This window comes from Pseudarthrobacter chlorophenolicus A6 (genome assembly GCF_000022025.1).
GTDB classification, from domain to species: domain Bacteria; phylum Actinomycetota; class Actinomycetes; order Actinomycetales; family Micrococcaceae; genus Arthrobacter; species Arthrobacter chlorophenolicus.
In genome coordinates this window covers 410,198-427,099 of sequence record NC_011886.1, presented here as the reverse complement: position 1 = coordinate 427,099, position 16,902 = coordinate 410,198, and the positions used below count along the sequence as shown (strand labels likewise).

Sequence of the window (16,902 nt, the reverse complement as noted above, 5' to 3'; positions counted from 1 at the left end):
CCCGCCGTTTCCGACGTGCTACGCTGCGGAGCTTCCGCGCACCACCAGTTCCGCAGGATAGATGACTGGTTCCGGCAGCTCCCCGGGATTCGCGATGGCGTCCACCAGGAGCTTTCCGGCCGCGGCCGCGATGTCCGCCATGGGATGGGCCACCGTGGTGAGCCCCAGGCCGTTTGCCGCCTGGAGGGAGTGGTTGTCGAAGCCCACCACCGCCACCTCATCCGGCACCTGCCGCCCCTTCTGGCGAAGAGTGTCCACGACGCCGAGCGCCATAAGGTCTGATGCGGCGAATATCCCGTCCACATCGGGGGCCTCCGCCAGCAGCCGGGCCGCAGCATCGGCGCCGCCCGCCGTCGTGAAGTCCCCGTGGATGACCGGTCCGGGCTGGAGGCCCGCTTCCCGGAGTCCCTGCAGCCAGCCCTGCAGGCGGTCGACGGCGGCTGTCATGTCAGTGGGTCCGGCAATGGTTGCCAGTTTGCTGCGCCCGGCGCCGGACAGGTGCCGCGCCGCCAGCCGGCCGCCCTCGAAATTGTCCAGGTCCACGTAGGGGATCCCGGATTCCGTGTCCCACGGCCTGCCGATGAAGACGGTGGGCAGTCCGGTGGCGCCCAGGGACTCCACCCAGTCATCGGCGCGGTGGTGGGAGACCACGATCGCGCCGTCTACGTGGCCGCCGCGCAGGTAGCGGATGGTCCGCGCCGAGTCGTCCCCGGCCCGGGACATGAGCAGGACCAACTGCAGGTCCGTCTCGCGGAGTGCTTCATTGACGCCCATGATCACCGCGGCGAAGTACGGGTCCATCATCACCCTGGCGTCAGGTTCGGGGATCACCAGCGCCACGGATCCGGCGCGCCGGGTGACCAGGCTCCGGGCAGCACGGTTGGGGGTGTAGCCCAGCGCCACGATTGCGGCGTCAACGGCAGCCTGTGCCTGGGCGCTCACTTTGGACCCGCCGTTGATGGCACGGGAAGCGGTGGAGCGGGACACCCCGGCTGCCAACGCCAGGTCCTCCAGCGTAGGACTGGGCCGCCCTGCCGCTGCCGGGGCAGGGCGGCTGGAGTTTGCGTTCATTACACCGACAATACGACACCCCGGGCCGGCGGCGGGACGGGGCTGCTGCCCGCAGGAAGGGCGTTGCCGGATGCCACCGATGAGTACCACAGCGCGCTCGCTTTCGGAATCCGGTCCTGGGTGCAATAGTCCACCCGGACCATGCCAAAACGCTGGTGGTAGCCGAAGGACCACTCGAAGTTGTCCAGCAGTGACCACGCGAGGTAGCCGCGGACATCCACGCCGTCCGCAATGGCCCGGTGCACGGCGTCAAGATGGGCGGCGAAGAAGCCCAGCCGGTCCTGGTCGTCCACGAAACCTGTGGCATCGGGCACGTCGTCATAGGCTGCGCCGTTCTCGGTGATGTAGATCGGGATCCCGGCCGGTCCCGTGTACTCGGTGTGGAGTCGGTTGAGCAGGCGCCGGAGTCCTTCGGGTTGCACCTCCCAGCCCATTCCCGTGACAGGAAGGCCCCGGCGGACCGACCTGGCGCCGTCGGCCGCCACGAACGGCGATGCCACCGCGCGGGTTGCCTGCCCGGGGACCGATGTGGTTTCCGGGGCCGCCTGTTCCTGGGCCCCTGCCAGATCCTTGGTGAGCGATTCGCCGTGGTAGTAGTTGACGCCCAGGAGATCCAGCGGCGTGGCAATCAGCTCAAGGTCGCCGTCCTGCACCAGGTCCGCCATTCCCAGGTGCGCTACGTCCGCCAGGACGTCAGCCGGGTATTCGCCGCGGAACAGCGGGTCAAGGAAGATCCGGTTGAACTGCCCGTCAATCCGCCTCGCTGCATCACGGTCGCTTTCGCTGCCGGGATCCCTCGGGTCGGAGACTGTCAGGTTCAGGGTGATGCCCAGGGAGGCCTCCGTATCCCGGCGGCGGAGCTCCGCCGCTGCCAGGCCGTGGCCGAGCAGCAGGTGGTGCGCCGCAGCCAGGGCGGCCCGGGGTTCCTGCCGGCCCGGAGCGTGGATTCCTGCCGCGTAACCCAGGAACGCCGAGCACCACGGTTCGTTGAGGGTGGTCCAGATGCGGACCCTGTCCCCCAGCACGCTGTGCATAAGTGCCGCGTAGTCGGCGAAGCGGTAGGCGGTGTCCCGGTTGGCCCACCCGCCGTTGTCTTCCAGGGCCTGGGGCAGGTCCCAGTGGTAGAGGGTCAGCCACGGGGTGATGCCGGCAGCCAGCAGCTCATCCACCAGCCGGGAGTAGAAGGCGATCCCGTCAGGATTGGGTGTGACGCCGTCAGGCATGCAGCGGGCCCAGGAGGTGGAGAACCGGTAGGCCTTCATGTTCAGCCGGCCCATGAGCGCCACGTCCTGCCGGTAGCGCCGGTAGTGGTCGCAGGCCATGTCCCCGTTGTGGCCATCCGCCACGGCACCGGGGAGCCGGGCGAACACATCCCAGATGGAGTCCCCCCGGCCTTCGGCGTGTGCTGCGCCCTCGATTTGGTAGGCAGCTGTTGCCGTCCCCCAGAGGAAGTCCTCCGGAAACGGACGTTGGGTGGAACTCATCCTTTGACTGCTCCTTGCATGATTCCGGATACGAGTTGACGGCCTGCGGCAATGAACAGCAGCAGGAGTGGGACGGTGGCCAGGACGGCGCCGGCCAGGACCACGGAGTAGTCCACGAAGTGGGCGGCCTGCAGCAGCTGCAGGGCCACCGGGAGGGTGGGGTTGGAGGGGTCAAGGACAATGAAAGGCCAGAAGAAGTTGGTCCAGGTGGCCACGAAAGTGAACAGCGCCAGCATGGCGGCCGCCGGGCGCGCTGCCGGAAAACCGATGTGCAGGAACGTCTGGATCATCGAGGCGCCGTCCATCCGGGCGGCCTCGATCAGCTCGTCCGGCAGGGCATCCCGAAGGTACTGCGTCATCCAGAACACCCCGAACGCCGTCACGAGGCCGGGGATGATGACCGCCCACAGGGAGCCCGTCCACCCCAGTTTGGACATCACGATGAACAACGGGACCACGCCCAGCTGGGTGGGGACCGCCATGGTGGCGATCACGAACACCAGCAGGGCCCTGCTGCCGCGGAAGCGGAGCTTGGCAAAGGCGAACCCCGCCAGGGTGGAAAAGACGACGACGGATGCGGCCGTCACGCCGGAAACGATCAGGCTGTTACCCATCGCCTTCCAGAACGGGATGCTGTCGAAGACCTTGGCCGCATTGGCCAGGAAGTTCCCGCCGGGAAGCAGCGGGATGCCACGGCTGAGGACGGTGTTGTCATGGCTGCCCACCAGGAACGACCAGTACAGCGGAAAGATCGAGGCAAGCAGCACGGCACCGAGGAAGCCATACGTGGGGAAGCCCGGGCGGCGGCCTGCGCCGAAGCCTGTCCGCCGGTTGCCGCCGCCGCGCCGGGCCGCTGCCCTGGCCGCACCTTTGCCGGCAGTCTGTTCGATCATGGGAATGGAGCTCACTTGCGGCCTTCCTGGCTGGCAATGCGTTTGGTGATGACGAAGTTGAGCAGGGCAATCAGGACGATGATCAGGAAGAGCAGCCACGCCACCGCGGAGGCCCTGCCGAAGTTGCGCTGGCCCCAGCCGAGCTCCCAGATGTACATGGTCAGCGTTTGCCACTGGCGGTCCGCGCCGCCCAGGCCGGACTGGTCAAAGACCCGGGGTTCATCGAAAATCTGGAGGCCGCCGATGGTTGAGGTGATCACCACGAAAATGATGGTGGGGCGAAGCATGGGTACTGTCACAGAGAAGAACTGCCGCAGCCTGCCGGCGCCGTCGATCGTGGCCGCTTCGAACACGTCCCGCGGAATCGCCTGCATGGCAGCGAGGAATATCAGGGCGTTGTAGCCCGTCCAGCGGAAGTTCACCATGGTGGCTATGGCGGCATGGCTTGCCACCGGGTCGGAGTGCCACCGGACCGGGTCAAGCCCAAGCGCCTTCAACATCTCGTTGATCAGTCCGAACTGGTCGGCAAAGAGGTTGTTGAAGATCAGCCCCACCGCCACCGGGGCCACCACGAACGGCACCAGCACCCCCATCCGCCAGAACGTCCTTGCCCGCAGGTTCGCATCCAGCACCGCAGCGACCACCAGGGCCACCACCACCTGGGGAACGGAGGAGAGGATGAAGATGCTGAAGGTGTTGCCCACAGCGTTCCAGAAGTACGGCTGGGCCACCACGAAGGCGTAGTTTTCCAGTCCCGTGAATTTTCCCTGCCCGCCGATGAGGTTCCAGTTATGCAGTGAAACCCAGGCCGTGTACACCAGCGGGAAAAGGCCAGTGACGGCGAACAGCAGGAAGAAGGGAGAGACGTAGAGGTACGGGGACAGCTTGACGTCCCATCTGGAAACCTGCTGCGAGAACGCGAGGCGCCGGACGTTTCCGCCGTCACGCCCCGCGCCGGGGCTGGGGCTGGGGCTTGCCTGGGGCGTGACCCGGTCGGTGACTGCCATGCCTAGAGGGACTTCACTGCGGTGACGAACTTGTCCCAGGAGGAAGCGGCGTCGTCCGACTTGTCAACGTCCACCCGGGCGAGGGCCTGCTGCATGGCGTCGTTGATGGCGAAGTACTTGGTTCCCTTGAAGGGCGTGACATCAACGGCCTTGGCCCGCTCGGCGAAGATTTCGCCGGTGGGGGCGCCGTCGAAGAACTTGCTCGTCTGGCCCAGCAGCTCGCTGCTTTCCAGCGCCTCCTTCTGGCTGGGGAAGGTGCCCTTGGCAGTGAACGCCTTGATCTGCTGCTCAGGGGCAGTCAGCCATGCGGCCAGTTTCTTGGCTTCGGCCTGGTGCGCTCCCTGGGTGGGAACGGTCAGGTAGGACCCGCCCCAGTTTCCGCCACCGCCGGGGAAGACGTTGGCCACATCCCAGCCGGTGACCCCGGCCGCGTTGCCCTCGATCACCCCGAGCATCCAGCCCGGGCAGAGCGTGGTGGCGAAGGCGCCGGTCTGGAAACCGGAGGCCCAGTCATCGCTCCACTGCTTGAGGTGCGCGGACAAGCCGTCCTCTGTGGAGGCTTTCAGGACCTGCTTGTAGGTGTCCTTGACCTGCTGGTTCTCCGTGGCGATGACGGAACCGTCTTCCTCCTCATAGACCTTTTCCAGCTGGTTGCTCATGCCCTGGTAGATGGCCCCGGCGGAGTCGAACCAGGCGGAACCGGGGTTTGCGGCCTTGAACTTCTTTCCGGCGTCGAAGTAGCTGTCCCAGGAGGTGCCCAGCATTTTGGCCACCTCGCCACGCTCGGTGGGCAGGCCGGCCTTCCTGAGAAGTTCGGAGTTGTAGCAGACGGCCTCGGGGCCGGAGTCTGTCCCGTAGCCAAGCAGCTTGCCGTCCGCGGTGGTGGCAGCCTGGGCCTTCCAATCCAGCCAGCGCCCTTCAACTGCGGGGTCGGCCAGGTCCGCGAAGCGGTCAGGATACTGCAGCAGTTCGGGAAGCCAGTCCACTTCCACGGCCTCGATATCGGACAGGCCCGAGCCTGCGGCGAGGCGCGTCGTGAGGTTGTCACGTGCCTCGTTGGTGGTCGCAGCCTTCTTGTGCTGGATGGTCACATTGGGGTTCTGTGCTTCGTACTCCTTGAAGAGCGCTTCGTAGCCAAACTCGTTGAACGTGCCGACGGTGAGTGTGACAGCCTCTGACCCGGTGGCGCCGTTCACATCTGACTTCCCGGGCGATGAGGAACCGCACGCCGTGAGCGACACGGCAAGGCAAGCGGCAGCGGCCGAAAGCACGGAGAACTTGCTGGGGTTTTTCACAGGGGGAAGACTCCTTCGTCAGGGTGCCCATGGGGCCGCGTGCGCGGCCGGGGCTGGGGAGGTAATGGAACGGTCAGCTGGCCGGTGGATCGCCATCATGGGAGCGCTCTCACCACATGGTGTCCCACCTCACAACTTCTAGTCAAGAAGATTTAGGAGCGCTCCCATCGCCCTTGCCGGGTCCCGCAGGCGGTGTTACGCTTCCCCGACGGGAGCGCTCCCACCACCTGATCCCAGACTGCGGCCAGCAGCCGCCAGGGGTCATCCAGCCCCACCACTGACAGGACCAGCAATGCCGCTATCCTTACGCCCTGATTCGCCCAGCCCCCTCCCGCCGCAGCGCCGGCACCACCCCGGCACCATTGCCGCAAGCACTGCCTTCCTCATCGGATTTGCCATCGCCGGCGGGACAGTTCCGGCGCAGGCGGCGGCGCCTGCGGTGAAACCCGGGGTCCAGGCTCCGGCTTCACCGCCCCCGGCACCGGCGCAACAAAACCCGTTCGGGTCAAACACCTACGTCTTCGACCCCAGCATGCCGGTAGCCCAAATCCAGGCCACGGTGGACGCCATTGCGGCGCAGCAGGTGGATGACGAAATGGGGACCAAGCGCTACTCCCTGTTGTTCAAGCCCGGCACCTACGGCACCCCCGAAGAGCCGCTGATTGTCCAGGTGGGCTACTCCACGGAAGTTGCCGGGCTGGGTGCTGCACCCACCGACGTCACCATCAACGGACACGTCGACGTCTACAACCGCTGCCTTACCGCTGACAACTGCATCGCCCTGAACAACTTCTGGCGGTCCCTGTCCAACCTCACCATCAACGTCACCGGCCTCGAAGGCTGCCGCAGCTCGGCAAACTTCTGGGCAGCCTCCCAGGCCTCACCGATGCGCCGGGTCAACATCACCGGCGGCAACCTCTCCCTGATGGACTACTGCACCGCCGGACCGCAGTACGCCAGTGGCGGTTTTATTGCGGACTCCAAGACCGGAGCGGTCATCAACGGATCCCAGCAGCAGTACCTGGTGCGCGACAGCAGCATAGGCAGCTGGTCCAACGGCGTCTGGAACCAGGTGTTCTCCGGCGTCACCGGCGCACCTGCGGATTCCTTCCCGGTCCCGCCATACACCGTCCTGGACACGACTCCCATCAGCCGGGAGAAGCCCTACCTGACCGTGGACCCCGCAGGACAATACAGCGTTTTCGTTCCCTCCGTCCGCCAGGACTCAGCAGGAACCACGTGGGAGAACGGCCCCACCCAAGGCCGCAGCATCCCGCTGGCGGAGTTCTACATTGCCAAGCCCGGCGATTCGGTGCAGGCCATCAACTCCCAACTGGCCCGTGGAAAGAACCTCATCCTGACCCCCGGGGTCTACGACATTGACCGCAGCATCGAGGTCAAGAGGGCCGGAACCGTAGTGCTCGGCCTGGGTATGGCAACACTTACCGCCGTGAACGGATCAGTTCCCCTGACGGTGGCGGATGTGCCGGGAGTGGACATCGCGGCCGTCACGGTGGACGCAGGCGAGGTCAACTCCCCCGCGCTCATGCGCGTCGGCAAGGCCAGTCCGGGCGCAGGGGGCGGACCGGCCAGCTCTGCCGTCCACAGTGATCCTGCCAACCCCACCACCCTCCACGATGTCTTTTTCCGCATCGGCGGCCCCCATGTGGGCAAGGCCTCGGTCAGCCTGGAAGTCAACAGCGACAACGTCCTCCTGGACCACATTTGGGCCTGGCGTGCGGATCACGGCAACGGAGTGGGGTGGGACACCAACACCGGCAGGAACGGCGTGATTGTCAACGGCAACAACGTCACCGCCACCGGTCTCTTCGTGGAGCATTACCAGCAGTACAACGTCATCTGGACCGGCGAAAACGGCAGGACCGTCTTCTTCCAGAATGAGCTGCCTTACGACGCCCCCAACCAGGCCGCGTGGCAGCACGACGGAGTCCTGGGCTGGGCCGGCTACAAGGTGGCGGACCCGGTCGAGACCCACGAACTGTGGGGCGGCGGAAGCTACGTGTACAACAACGTGGATCCCACCATCCACGCCACCCGCGGCTTTGAGGTGCCGGTGACGCCGGGCGTGAAGCTGCACAGCCTGCTGACGGTGAACCTTGGCGCCGGGACACTGGACCACGTTGTCAATGACACCGGAGCTCCGGTGTCCACCGACGCCGTCGGTATTCCCAGCTACGTGGCCGACTTCGGCTGACGCTGCCCGGGCTCACCAAGCCAGGGACAAAAGGGTGCGGTGCCGGCAGTGGATGTCGGCACCGCATCCCTAGTTGTTCCGGGGCTGCCTCGAGGCCAGGGCCGCCCCGCCCCAGACTGCCAGGAAGGCCGCAACCAGAAGGAGTCCGGCCTCACCCAGGTCGATCTCCCCCAGCCAGCTGGTGAGCGGATCGCCCAGGCCAAAGGCCGCGTTGGCGAACCCGCCGAGCGTGATGACGGCGATGAACAGCGCCGACAGGGCTGAAACGCCTGTAACCACCGCGTTGAACCCGAGCCTGCGCTGCGGGCTGTGGATCGCAGACCTGTACATCCGCATCATCGCCACGCCGTTGACGGTGTCGCAGAGGGTCATCGCTGCGGTGAACGCGAGGGGAAGGGCCATGAGCGCCACCGGGGACACCCCGGCCAGGGATGCGGCGGTGGTGGTGACCAGCAGCCCGATGGTGGTGGCGGTATCGAACCCGAGCCCGAACAGGAAGCCGATCACGTAGATGTTCCTGGGCCGCTGCACCCGAGCCAGCGGCCTGGCCAGGAGCCGGGCCACGAATCCTTTGCTGTCCAGGTCTTCGTCCCGGACCGCAGCCCCGTCCTGCACCCTGCGGTAGACCTGTGCAGCCCGCAGGAACGCCGACCCGTTGAACAGCCCCATGGCCAGCAGGAACAGCCCGGAAACACCGCTGCCGATCAGGCCCAGCACGTGGTTGCCCGTGGTCCCCTCTTCCATGAATTGGCCGATCACCGCGGCGCCGGCCACCACCAGCAGCCCGGCCAGGACCACCACGGAGCTGTGGCCCAGGCTGAAGGCGAACCCCACGCTGACAGGGTCCTTCCGCTGGGCGACGAACTTGCGGGTGGAGTTGTCGATGGCGGCGATGTGGTCCCAGTCGTAGCTGTGCTTCACACCGGCCACGTAGGCGGTCAGCACCAGGCCAAGGGCCAGGGGCGCACCGGCGGTTGCCGAACCGGCGACGAGGAGGACGACGGCGGCAACATGGAGGGCGGCCACGGCGCCAAAGGTGGCGAGCAGGCGGGTCCGGAAGGGCAGGGTTTCCCGGTCCCGGTACAGGGTGGCGATGTTTGCCAGGGCCGTCATCAGTGTTTCCTCAGGTTCAGTGGGCCTTGCCCGTGCCAGCGTACTCTCAGGTGGTTGGCGCAGGCGGCGAGCAGGCGGTTCAGTTCGCCGGTGCTGTTGGACAGCGAGCGCAGCACCAGTCCGGTGGTTCCGGCCACGGTGCGGGTCAGGGAGATCCCGGTCCGGGCGTCATGGCCCGCGGTGAGATGGTGCAGTTCGTCGGCGAGCGCCTGGTCCACCCGGGCGTCCACCACCACCAGGGAGCCCAGGTGGCTGAAACCCTCCATGAAACCCAGCCCGGTCACGTCACCCAGCGGCGGGCGGATGAGCAGGTTATCGAGGGCCAGCAACTGTGTGCCGCCATCCGTTTCGATGTGGATCTCGTTGCGCAGCCGCACTTCCTCGTAGCGGAAGGCAGCGCCGTCCGGCGACCATCCGGGGGTTACCACTTCGCCCATGACAAGGCTCGACGACGGCCGCAGGGTCACGGAGGTCCGTTGCCGGTAGCTGGCCTCCCGGTAGGCGATGAGCTGATCGGGCATCAGTTCGAGCCGCGCCCCCTCCCCCAACCGCACAGCCATCCGCTGCTCAGCGAACGACCCCGGAGTCCGGTAAACCTTCGTCGCAGATTGAGTGGTCAACAACAGGTCAGCGCCGTCCTGGACCTCGACATCCAGCAAGAACAGGTCAGCCCCCAGATATGCCCCGCCGGGATTCACCATGACATAACAGACCTGCCCGGAGTCATCAAGGTAATGCGGCCGCAAGACTCTCAAGGCGCCTTGATGGTACTGGTGCTCGGCAACCGATCGCTGGCCACGTACGGCGACCCGAAGCTCCAACCGGCCCATCGCGGGCCGATCAGCGGACGCGGGTGATAGGGGCCGCGGCGTGGCGGGCACCGCGGAGCGGGCACGGCCCCTATCACCCGCGGTCGCAGGCCCCGGTGAGTCAAGCGCCGAACTGGACTCCGCCGTCGTGCTCATGCCAAGTCGAGCATCAGGACGTCGTGGCGTATCCATTGAATGACGTTTTCCAGGCCCTCGTCGGTTTTCAGGTTGGTGAAGCAGAACGGCTTGTTGCCGCGGAATTCCTTGGAGTCCCTTTCCATCACTGACAGGTCCGCTCCGACGTGGGGTGCGAGGTCGGTTTTGTTGATGATGAAGAGGTCGGATTTGATCATGCCCTGGCCGGCTTTGCGGGGGATTTTTTCGCCTTGGGCCACGTCGATGATGTAGATGGAGAAGTCCACCAGTTCGGGGCTGAAGGTGGCGGAGAGGTTGTCGCCGCCTGATTCGACGAAGATGACCTGCAGGTCGGGGTGCCGGGCTTTGAGTTCGTCGATGGCTGCGGTGTTCATGGAGGTGTCTTCGCGGATGGCGGTGTGGGGGCAGCCGCCGGTTTCGACGCCGATGATGCGGTCCTCGGGGAGGATGCCGTTGGCGGCGAGGATTTTGGCGTCCTCGATGGTGTAGATGTCGTTGGTGATGGCGGCCATGGAGATGTCGCCGCTCATGTGCCGGGTGAGCCGTTCCACGAGCTGGGTTTTGCCGGCGCCGACGGGCCCGCCGATGCCGATCTTGATGGGTTCAGTCATGGTTTTCCTCCTGTGAAGCGTTAAGCACTGTTAGCTCATGAACATCCGGGCACGCTGGCGTTCGTGCCGCATTTGCGAGATTTCGAGTCCGGGGCTGACGGCGCCGAAGTCGTCCGGCGTGAGGTGCGCGATCACATCGATGGCGGCAGCGACGTCGTTGTGCGCTTTCCGCAGGATCCTCTGCCCGGCGTTCTGGCCGAGCGGGATGGCCCGCACGGCGTTCTGCGTGAGGGAGGTGACGGTGGCGAAAAGGTAGGCGGCGAGCGCCTCCTGCAGCGGCACCCCAAGGGAGCGGGCGACGACGGCGAACGCCAGCGGCTGGTGCCCGTCGGCCCGGCCGGTGGCCACCAGGTCCCGGTACAGTGACAGCCCGGCCGACGGAAAAACCTCAGCCCCAATCTCCAAGAGACGGCCGCCCATCTTCAAACTGGCCTCCCGAACCTCCCGGGGCAACAGAGACGCGGACAAAAGAGCATCCAGCTCCCCCAGCTCACCCCCCTCATAAAGAAAGCGGATTGCCAACCCATCAGAGTAAGAAAGCTGCTGCCCGATGAACGCACTGAGCCAGATTCTGAAGGACTCTTCATCAAAAACGAGCCCACCATCGATATAGGTCTCAAATCCCAGAGAGTGAGCAAACGCCCCAGTAGGAAGCGCAGAGTCAACCAACTGCTGAAGTGCAAGCTGATACCCGCTCACGAAAGGCGCACCCAAGGTGACGAACCCAAGCGACGCCCGGGGATGGGGGCCGCGGCGTGGCGGGCACCGCGGAGCGGGCACGGCCCCCATCCCGGGGCGGCGCAGCCAACCCGGACACCTCGTGAAGCGCGCAGCGCGGCGACAGGGTTACTAGTGCGAGTGTTCAGCATGGCGGAAAGGCACAGGGAGGACGCGTTCCTGGCGGGTGTATGGCACACCGGCATGGGTGAGGTAGTCCTCGACGGTGTGGTCGTAGGCGCACACCATGACGGCCGCCCCATACTCGCTGTCGGCGTCGAAGAATTGTGCCTGGAGGTGCCGGTTGCCGAGGGAGTGTGCGGTGACGCCCATTTCGTGGATGGTGCGGGGTGCGATGACCAGGACGTCGGTGGGCAGCACGGAGACCACGATCATGTTGGTGTCGGCGACGTGGAGGATGTCGCCGTCGCGGAGGTCGCCGGATCCGGACGCGAGCCGGATGCCGATTTCGTTGCCGTGGTCGGTGGTGGCGCGTTGGATGCGTTTGACCAGCTGGGCGCTGGGGAGGACCACTTTCTCGCGGTGGAGCCCGGTGTAGGCGGCGAGGTCGTTTTCGGGTAGGTCGTGGAGGTTGCCGAGGACTTTGTCGATGATCATGGTGCTCCGGTGCGTGGAAAGTGAGTGTCTTAAAAGAGGAAGTAGCGCTGGGCCATGGGGAGGACGTCGGCGGGTTCGCAGGTGACGTCCTCGCCGTCCACCGTCACCTGGTAGGTTTCCGGGTCCACCTGGATGTCCGGCGTGGCGTCGTTGTATTTGAGGTCGGCTTTGGTGAGGTTCCGGATGCCGGAGACGGGCCGGATGAGTTTCTCGAGCCCGAGTTCCTCCGGGACGCCGGCGTCGATCGCGGCCTTGGACAGGAACGTGATGGAGGTCTGCTGGACGGCCTTGCCGAAGGCGCCGAACATGGGCCGCATGGTGCGTGGCTGCGGGGTGGGGATGGACGCGTTGGCGTCCCCCATCAGGGCGTAGGCGATCTGCCCGCCTTTGAGGACGAGTTCGGGTTTGACGCCGAAGAAGGCAGGGTCCCAGAGGACAAGGTCGGCGAATTTGCCTTCTTCCACGGACCCGACTGTGTCCGCGATGCCCTGGGCCAGCGCGGGGTTGATGGTGTATTTGGCCACGTAGCGCTTGAGGCGGAAGTTGTCGCTCCCGGCGCTGCCATGCGCGGAAGCCGAGCCGTCGGCACCAAGGTCCATGCCGCCGTCGGCCGCTAAAATTCCGCGCTGCTTCTTCATCTTGTCCGCCACCTGCCAGGTCCGGGTGATCACCTCGCCCACCCGGCCCATGGCCTGGGAGTCGGAGGACGTGATGGAGAAGATGCCCATGTCCTGCAGGACGTCCTCGGCGGCGATGGTCTCGGCCCGGATGCGGGAATCGGCGAATGCCACGTCCTCGGGGATGTCCGGGTTGAGGTGGTGGCAGACCATCAGCATGTCCAGGTGCTCTTCGATGGTGTTCCGCGTGTATGGCAGCGTGGGGTTGGTGGAGGCGGGCAGGACGTTGGGCATCCCGGCGATCTTGATAATGTCCGGTGCGTGGCCGCCGCCGGCGCCTTCAGTGTGGAAGGTGTGGATCACGCGGCCGTTGATGGCGCGGATGGTGTCCTCCACGAAGCCGCACTCGTTGAGGGTGTCGGTGTGGATGGCCACCTGGACGTCGTATTCATCGGCGACGGTCAGCGACATGTCGATCGACGACGTGGTGGAGCCCCAGTCCTCGTGCACTTTCAGGCCGATGGCACCGGCGCGGATCTGCTCGGCGAGGGGTTCGACGGCGGACGCGTGGCCTTTGCCGAACAGGCCGATGTTCATGGGGAACGCCTCGGCGGCCTGCAGCATCCGGTGGATGTGCCACTTCCCGGGGGTCACCGTGGTGGCCTTGGTGCCTTCGGCAGGGCCGGTGCCGCCGCCGATCATGGTGGTGACGCCACTGGTCAGGGCCGTGGCCACCTGGTCCGGGGAGATGAAGTGGATGTGCGTGTCGATGCCGCCGGCGGTGAGGATTTTGCGTTCCCCGGCGATGATCTCCGTGCTGGCGCCGATCACGATGTCCACGCCGTCGGTGATCTGCGGGTTTCCGGCCTTGCCGATCCTGAAGATGTGGCCGTCCCGGAGGGCAACGTCCGCCTTGTAGATTCCGGAGTGGTCCAGGATGACGGCGTTGGTGATGACGGTGTCCGGGATGTCCTCATCACGGGTGGCCTGGCCGTTCTGGCCCATGCCGTCGCGGATCACCTTGCCGCCGCCGAACACCACTTCCTCGCCGTAGACGGTGAGGTCCTTCTCGATTTCGAGGAACAGTTCGGTGTCTGCCAGGCGGATCTTGTCGCCGGTCGTGGGGCCGTACAGGTCGGCGTACTGCCGCCGCGGGATCTCGAAGCTCATTTGGCGCCCCTTTCGGTGGCTGGCACACCCGGGTGAGGGCCGCCGTCGAGCTTTCCGTTGACAGCGTTGCTGAGCCCAAACACCTCGCGGGACCCCGCGAGTTCGATGAGCCGGACGCTGCGGGAGTCTCCGGGTTCAAATCGGGCGGCGGTACCGGCCGGGATGTCCAGGCGCCGGCCGCGGGCTGCCGCGCGGTCGAAATCCAAGGCCGCGTTCGCTTCGGCAAAGTGGAAGTGCGAGCCCACCTGCACGGGCCGGTCGCCGGTGTTGGTGACGGACAGCTCGATGGCGTCGCGCCCCGCGTTCGCCGTCACGGGCTCCGGGCGGAGGACGTATTCTCCTGGGATCACTGCGGCTCCTTAGCGGATGGGATCGTGGACGGTGACCAGCTTGGTGCCGTCAGGGAAGGTGGCCTCGATCTGCACATCGTGGATCATCTCCGGAACGCCTTCCATCACGTCCTCGCGGGTGAGGATGGTGGTGCCATAGCTCATGAGGTCCGCCACGGTCCGGCCGTCCCGGGCGCCCTCGATCAGTTCGTAGCTGATGATGGCCACCGCTTCGGGGTAGTTGAGCTTGAGACCGCGGGACTGGCGGCGCCGGGCGAGGTCGGCGGCCACCACGATCATGAGTTTTTCCTGCTCACGGGGCATCAGATGCATGGGTTCCTCTCCAGGGCCTGGCACGGTCTTACGTTTATAGACCGAAGCACCATGCTTAGCCAGCGTTCCCGCTGCATCGCCTCCACTGTGGTCTTTTGTGCCCACACTAGGCGGGCAAGGTTTCCGTCAGATTTCGGAAGGATTGTCCCGTTCCCTGCCAGCCAGTGGAGCAGGCGGTAACGTTTGCGCCCGCCCTCGACAACCCCTCCGCAGCAGGCACCGCATGCCTCAAATCCAAACTGATGGCACTTGACTTGACAATTAAAACATTAGCCATATTGACATGTTCATAAAATAAATTGACAAATTAGTGAACATGACCTGTAACATCATCTTCGCAAGGCCAATTAATACAAAGGGGGATAAAATGGAGAATGAAAGCACAGTCGGCGAAGTCGACTCAATGTTTGAAGTAGTCGTCGAGGAAGCGCCGGTTGTTCCACCTCGCCAAGACGTAGGACACTGACTGGCCGGCGGGTCCCGGGCTACGGCTCGGAACCCGCCTGCTTTTCGTTTAATTAATGGGGGAAAGTGGACCTCTCACACGAACTCGGGGTAGCAATCGACCGTGCCCTGACATCTCAGACTTCAGAGCCCCGCTACAGGGTGTTCAAAGACGGCACCTTGGACTACCGCGCGTGCAACCAGGTTGCCCGCCGGTGGAAAGCCGGCGCTGGAAAGCCTCAGGATCAACTCCGAGAAATCGCTGGAAATGGCGCAGTTCTTGCACTAAACGACGTCGCGGCCTGGAATGACAACATCCGCCGCTGCCTGACCGAAGACTCGAGGCCCCTTCCAGCCACTGTTTCCGGCGACGACGTAGTGACCACCGACGTGTATGCCTTCGTCTCAACAGCAGCCGGATGGACTGCTTTCGGTGCGCATGTCGATTTCGAGCACTCCATAATTCTTGACCTCGACGGAGCAGGGAGGGATGTTGTGACCTGGCCGGAGGGGGCAAGGTATGGCCAACGAATGAATGATGCCAAGGCATTCTTTGGGATCTCTATGGATTGGAAAGAATGGTTGGCGGACTCGACGAGATACAGGCTCGCTCCAGGTGACATCGCTGTTATCCGGGCCAGGCAACCTCATATATTCCACGCAAATGGTCCAGGCATGTTTCTGGGCATAAGTACCGTAGGGCACAACACCAGCAGCCTCGGCTCATCCGTTTCGGAACTTGCCGCAGGTGCCGCTTTGGTCCCCAAACACGACTCAGATCTAGTCTCTCGGATCACGAATGCTGCCGTTCCTCCTCCTGTCAGACTCGTGGATTCCGTTGATTTGGAAGTAACTCCCGACGGCCTTCGGTCCCATGGCAAGTACGTTGCCCTCAGCAGTACCGAGCGTAATTTGTTCACCGCAAACACAGCCGCCAACATAGTGGCCGCCTTCGGAGCGGCTTCGCCGCCCGCAATTCGCACTGTGATCGCCAAACTCGTTATGATCGGGGCCGCAATTGTCCACCCAAATACTTGAAAATGATGAGCTACTTGAAGTTTTGGACCAACTGGATCTTGTCCATGATGGAGGCTCCTACGTTTCCCGTCGCAACATACTAAGTGAAGAATCAACTGCTCGCTTGGCAGGCATTTTTTTCAATGCGCTTGGCCAAGTAGGTACGTCCCGCTTTTCAATACGCGTGATTCACGCTGGCAAGGACCTCCATCCAGCCCAATTTCTTACCAGCCGCACCGGAGATGGCTTAATCGGCCACGTAACGGTCAAAGACCGCGTGTTGCACCACTATCTCCAACAAGGGGCCACGGTAGTTTTCGACCACGTCAACGATCATGTGCCCGCGGCGCAAGCCATCCAAGAGCGGGTGGAAGCCCTAACGGGGTCCAAATGCTGGGTCCAGTGTTACATTACGCAGGCATCATCATCGGCCTTCGACATGCATCGCGATGATCACGCGTTTGTGATCGTCCAACTTGTTGGCCGAAAGGAGTGGCGTCACGCCGCAGAGACGGTCGGAGCTCCGGAAAGTGCCGTGTACACGCCCGGATCGGTCTCGTTCTACCCCAAGGCAACGCCACATGATGTCCACGGTCTTGGTGAAATGTCCATGCACCTGACCATCGCTTTCGAAGGGTTTGGCGGTAAGCCATTCCAGGAACTCGCAGACGACGCGGCCAGGACACAGCTTGTCCGCCGCCGCGGTTCCGGGCTGCCGTTCTCCATCAACACCCGCCTCATAGACGCCGCCACGCCCGCACGCCTTGCAGTGAGCCATGTACCTCGACGTTCGGAGGGCTCGGCGGAACTGCGGGTGTGGTCCGGAGCTGGACAGCTCGCGGTTCCGGCCAGGTTCGAAGACGTTCTTCACCTTTTGGCCAAACGGCCGGCAACGACGCCGGCCCAGGCATCTGAAGCTTGCGGCATTGACGAAACGGAAATGCTTCAATTCTGGGCTTTTGGGTTCGAAAACGGCCTCCTCCACAACCCAGCGCAGTGACGT

Annotated in this window: 16 protein-coding genes; 3 read left to right on the top strand and 13 right to left on the bottom strand. The window is 64.6% G+C overall.

Features of this window, described 5'->3' with window-relative positions:
- Nucleotides 1-18: 18 nt before the first annotated feature.
- From ACHL_RS01990 to ACHL_RS01970, 5 genes are read right to left on the bottom strand one after another with little or no spacing between them, the layout of a single operon-like run.
- Nucleotides 19-1,071, bottom strand: coding sequence for a LacI family DNA-binding transcriptional regulator (locus tag ACHL_RS01990; protein WP_015935629.1), 1,053 nt, complete (start codon nucleotides 1,069-1,071; stop codon nucleotides 19-21).
- Nucleotides 1,071-2,555: a glycoside hydrolase family 1 protein gene (locus ACHL_RS01985; RefSeq protein WP_015935628.1), complete on the bottom strand. Its 1,485-nt coding sequence runs from the start codon at nucleotides 2,553-2,555 to the stop codon at nucleotides 1,071-1,073. The genes ACHL_RS01990 and ACHL_RS01985 overlap by 1 nt, the downstream gene beginning before the upstream one ends.
- On the bottom strand, nucleotides 2,552-3,463 hold the full coding sequence (locus ACHL_RS01980) for a carbohydrate ABC transporter permease (protein WP_043793694.1): 912 nt from the start codon (nucleotides 3,461-3,463) through the stop codon (nucleotides 2,552-2,554). The genes ACHL_RS01985 and ACHL_RS01980 overlap by 4 nt, the downstream gene beginning before the upstream one ends.
- The gene (locus ACHL_RS01975; RefSeq protein ID WP_015935626.1) at nucleotides 3,460-4,455 is read right to left on the bottom strand and encodes a carbohydrate ABC transporter permease; all 996 of its coding nucleotides are present in this window, start codon (nucleotides 4,453-4,455) and stop codon (nucleotides 3,460-3,462) included. Before ACHL_RS01975 ends, ACHL_RS01980 begins: the two co-directional genes overlap by 4 nt.
- 2 nt (nucleotides 4,456-4,457) lie before the next feature.
- Complete coding sequence (locus ACHL_RS01970; RefSeq protein ID WP_015935625.1) at nucleotides 4,458-5,750, bottom strand: ABC transporter substrate-binding protein; 1,293 nt, start codon at nucleotides 5,748-5,750, stop codon at nucleotides 4,458-4,460.
- A gap of 292 nt (nucleotides 5,751-6,042) precedes the next feature.
- Here ACHL_RS01970 and ACHL_RS01965 point away from each other — a divergent pair, with 292 nt between their 5' ends.
- A complete protein-coding gene (locus ACHL_RS01965) occupies nucleotides 6,043-7,965 on the top strand; it encodes a hypothetical protein (protein ID WP_015935624.1) in 1,923 nt (640 codons plus the stop codon).
- 69 nt (nucleotides 7,966-8,034) lie between these two features.
- On the opposite strand, the gene ACHL_RS01960 is transcribed toward ACHL_RS01965, so the two are convergent.
- The 8 genes from ACHL_RS01960 to ACHL_RS01925 form a co-directional block, all read right to left on the bottom strand.
- Nucleotides 8,035-9,078: a HoxN/HupN/NixA family nickel/cobalt transporter gene (locus ACHL_RS01960; protein ID WP_015935623.1), complete on the bottom strand. Its 1,044-nt coding sequence runs from the start codon at nucleotides 9,076-9,078 to the stop codon at nucleotides 8,035-8,037.
- Nucleotides 9,078-9,908 carry an urease accessory protein UreD gene (locus ACHL_RS01955; RefSeq protein ID WP_139187356.1) on the bottom strand — a complete coding sequence of 277 codons (831 nt, stop codon included), beginning with the start codon at nucleotides 9,906-9,908 and terminating at the stop codon, nucleotides 9,078-9,080. Before ACHL_RS01955 ends, ACHL_RS01960 begins: the two co-directional genes overlap by 1 nt.
- A gap of 131 nt (nucleotides 9,909-10,039) precedes the next feature.
- Nucleotides 10,040-10,654: an urease accessory protein UreG gene (gene ureG, locus ACHL_RS01950; protein ID WP_015935621.1), complete on the bottom strand. Its 615-nt coding sequence runs from the start codon at nucleotides 10,652-10,654 to the stop codon at nucleotides 10,040-10,042.
- A gap of 30 nt (nucleotides 10,655-10,684) precedes the next feature.
- Nucleotides 10,685-11,353, bottom strand: a complete 669-nt coding sequence (locus tag ACHL_RS01945) for an urease accessory protein UreF (RefSeq protein WP_043794347.1) — start codon at nucleotides 11,351-11,353, stop codon at nucleotides 10,685-10,687.
- Nucleotides 11,354-11,503: 150 nt separating this feature from the next.
- The gene (ureE, locus tag ACHL_RS01940) at nucleotides 11,504-11,989 is read right to left on the bottom strand and encodes an urease accessory protein UreE (protein ID WP_015935619.1); all 486 of its coding nucleotides are present in this window, start codon (nucleotides 11,987-11,989) and stop codon (nucleotides 11,504-11,506) included.
- Nucleotides 11,990-12,018: 29 nt separating this feature from the next.
- On the bottom strand, nucleotides 12,019-13,776 hold the full coding sequence (ureC, locus tag ACHL_RS01935) for an urease subunit alpha (protein ID WP_015935618.1): 1,758 nt from the start codon (nucleotides 13,774-13,776) through the stop codon (nucleotides 12,019-12,021).
- Entirely contained in the window at nucleotides 13,773-14,126 is a 354-nt protein-coding gene (locus ACHL_RS01930) for an urease subunit beta (RefSeq protein ID WP_015935617.1), read from the bottom strand. Before ACHL_RS01930 ends, ureC begins: the two co-directional genes overlap by 4 nt.
- Nucleotides 14,127-14,135: 9 nt before the next feature.
- The gene (locus tag ACHL_RS01925; RefSeq protein ID WP_015935616.1) at nucleotides 14,136-14,438 is read right to left on the bottom strand and encodes an urease subunit gamma; all 303 of its coding nucleotides are present in this window, start codon (nucleotides 14,436-14,438) and stop codon (nucleotides 14,136-14,138) included.
- Nucleotides 14,439-14,969: 531 nt separating this feature from the next.
- Here ACHL_RS01925 and ACHL_RS24100 point away from each other — a divergent pair.
- Both ACHL_RS24100 and ACHL_RS24095 read left to right on the top strand, forming a co-directional pair.
- A complete protein-coding gene (locus ACHL_RS24100) occupies nucleotides 14,970-15,920 on the top strand; it encodes a hypothetical protein (protein ID WP_015935615.1) in 951 nt (316 codons plus the stop codon).
- A complete protein-coding gene (locus ACHL_RS24095) occupies nucleotides 15,901-16,899 on the top strand; it encodes a JmjC domain-containing protein (RefSeq protein ID WP_139187358.1) in 999 nt (332 codons plus the stop codon). The genes ACHL_RS24100 and ACHL_RS24095 overlap by 20 nt, the downstream gene beginning before the upstream one ends.
- Nucleotides 16,900-16,902 lie beyond the last annotated feature (3 nt).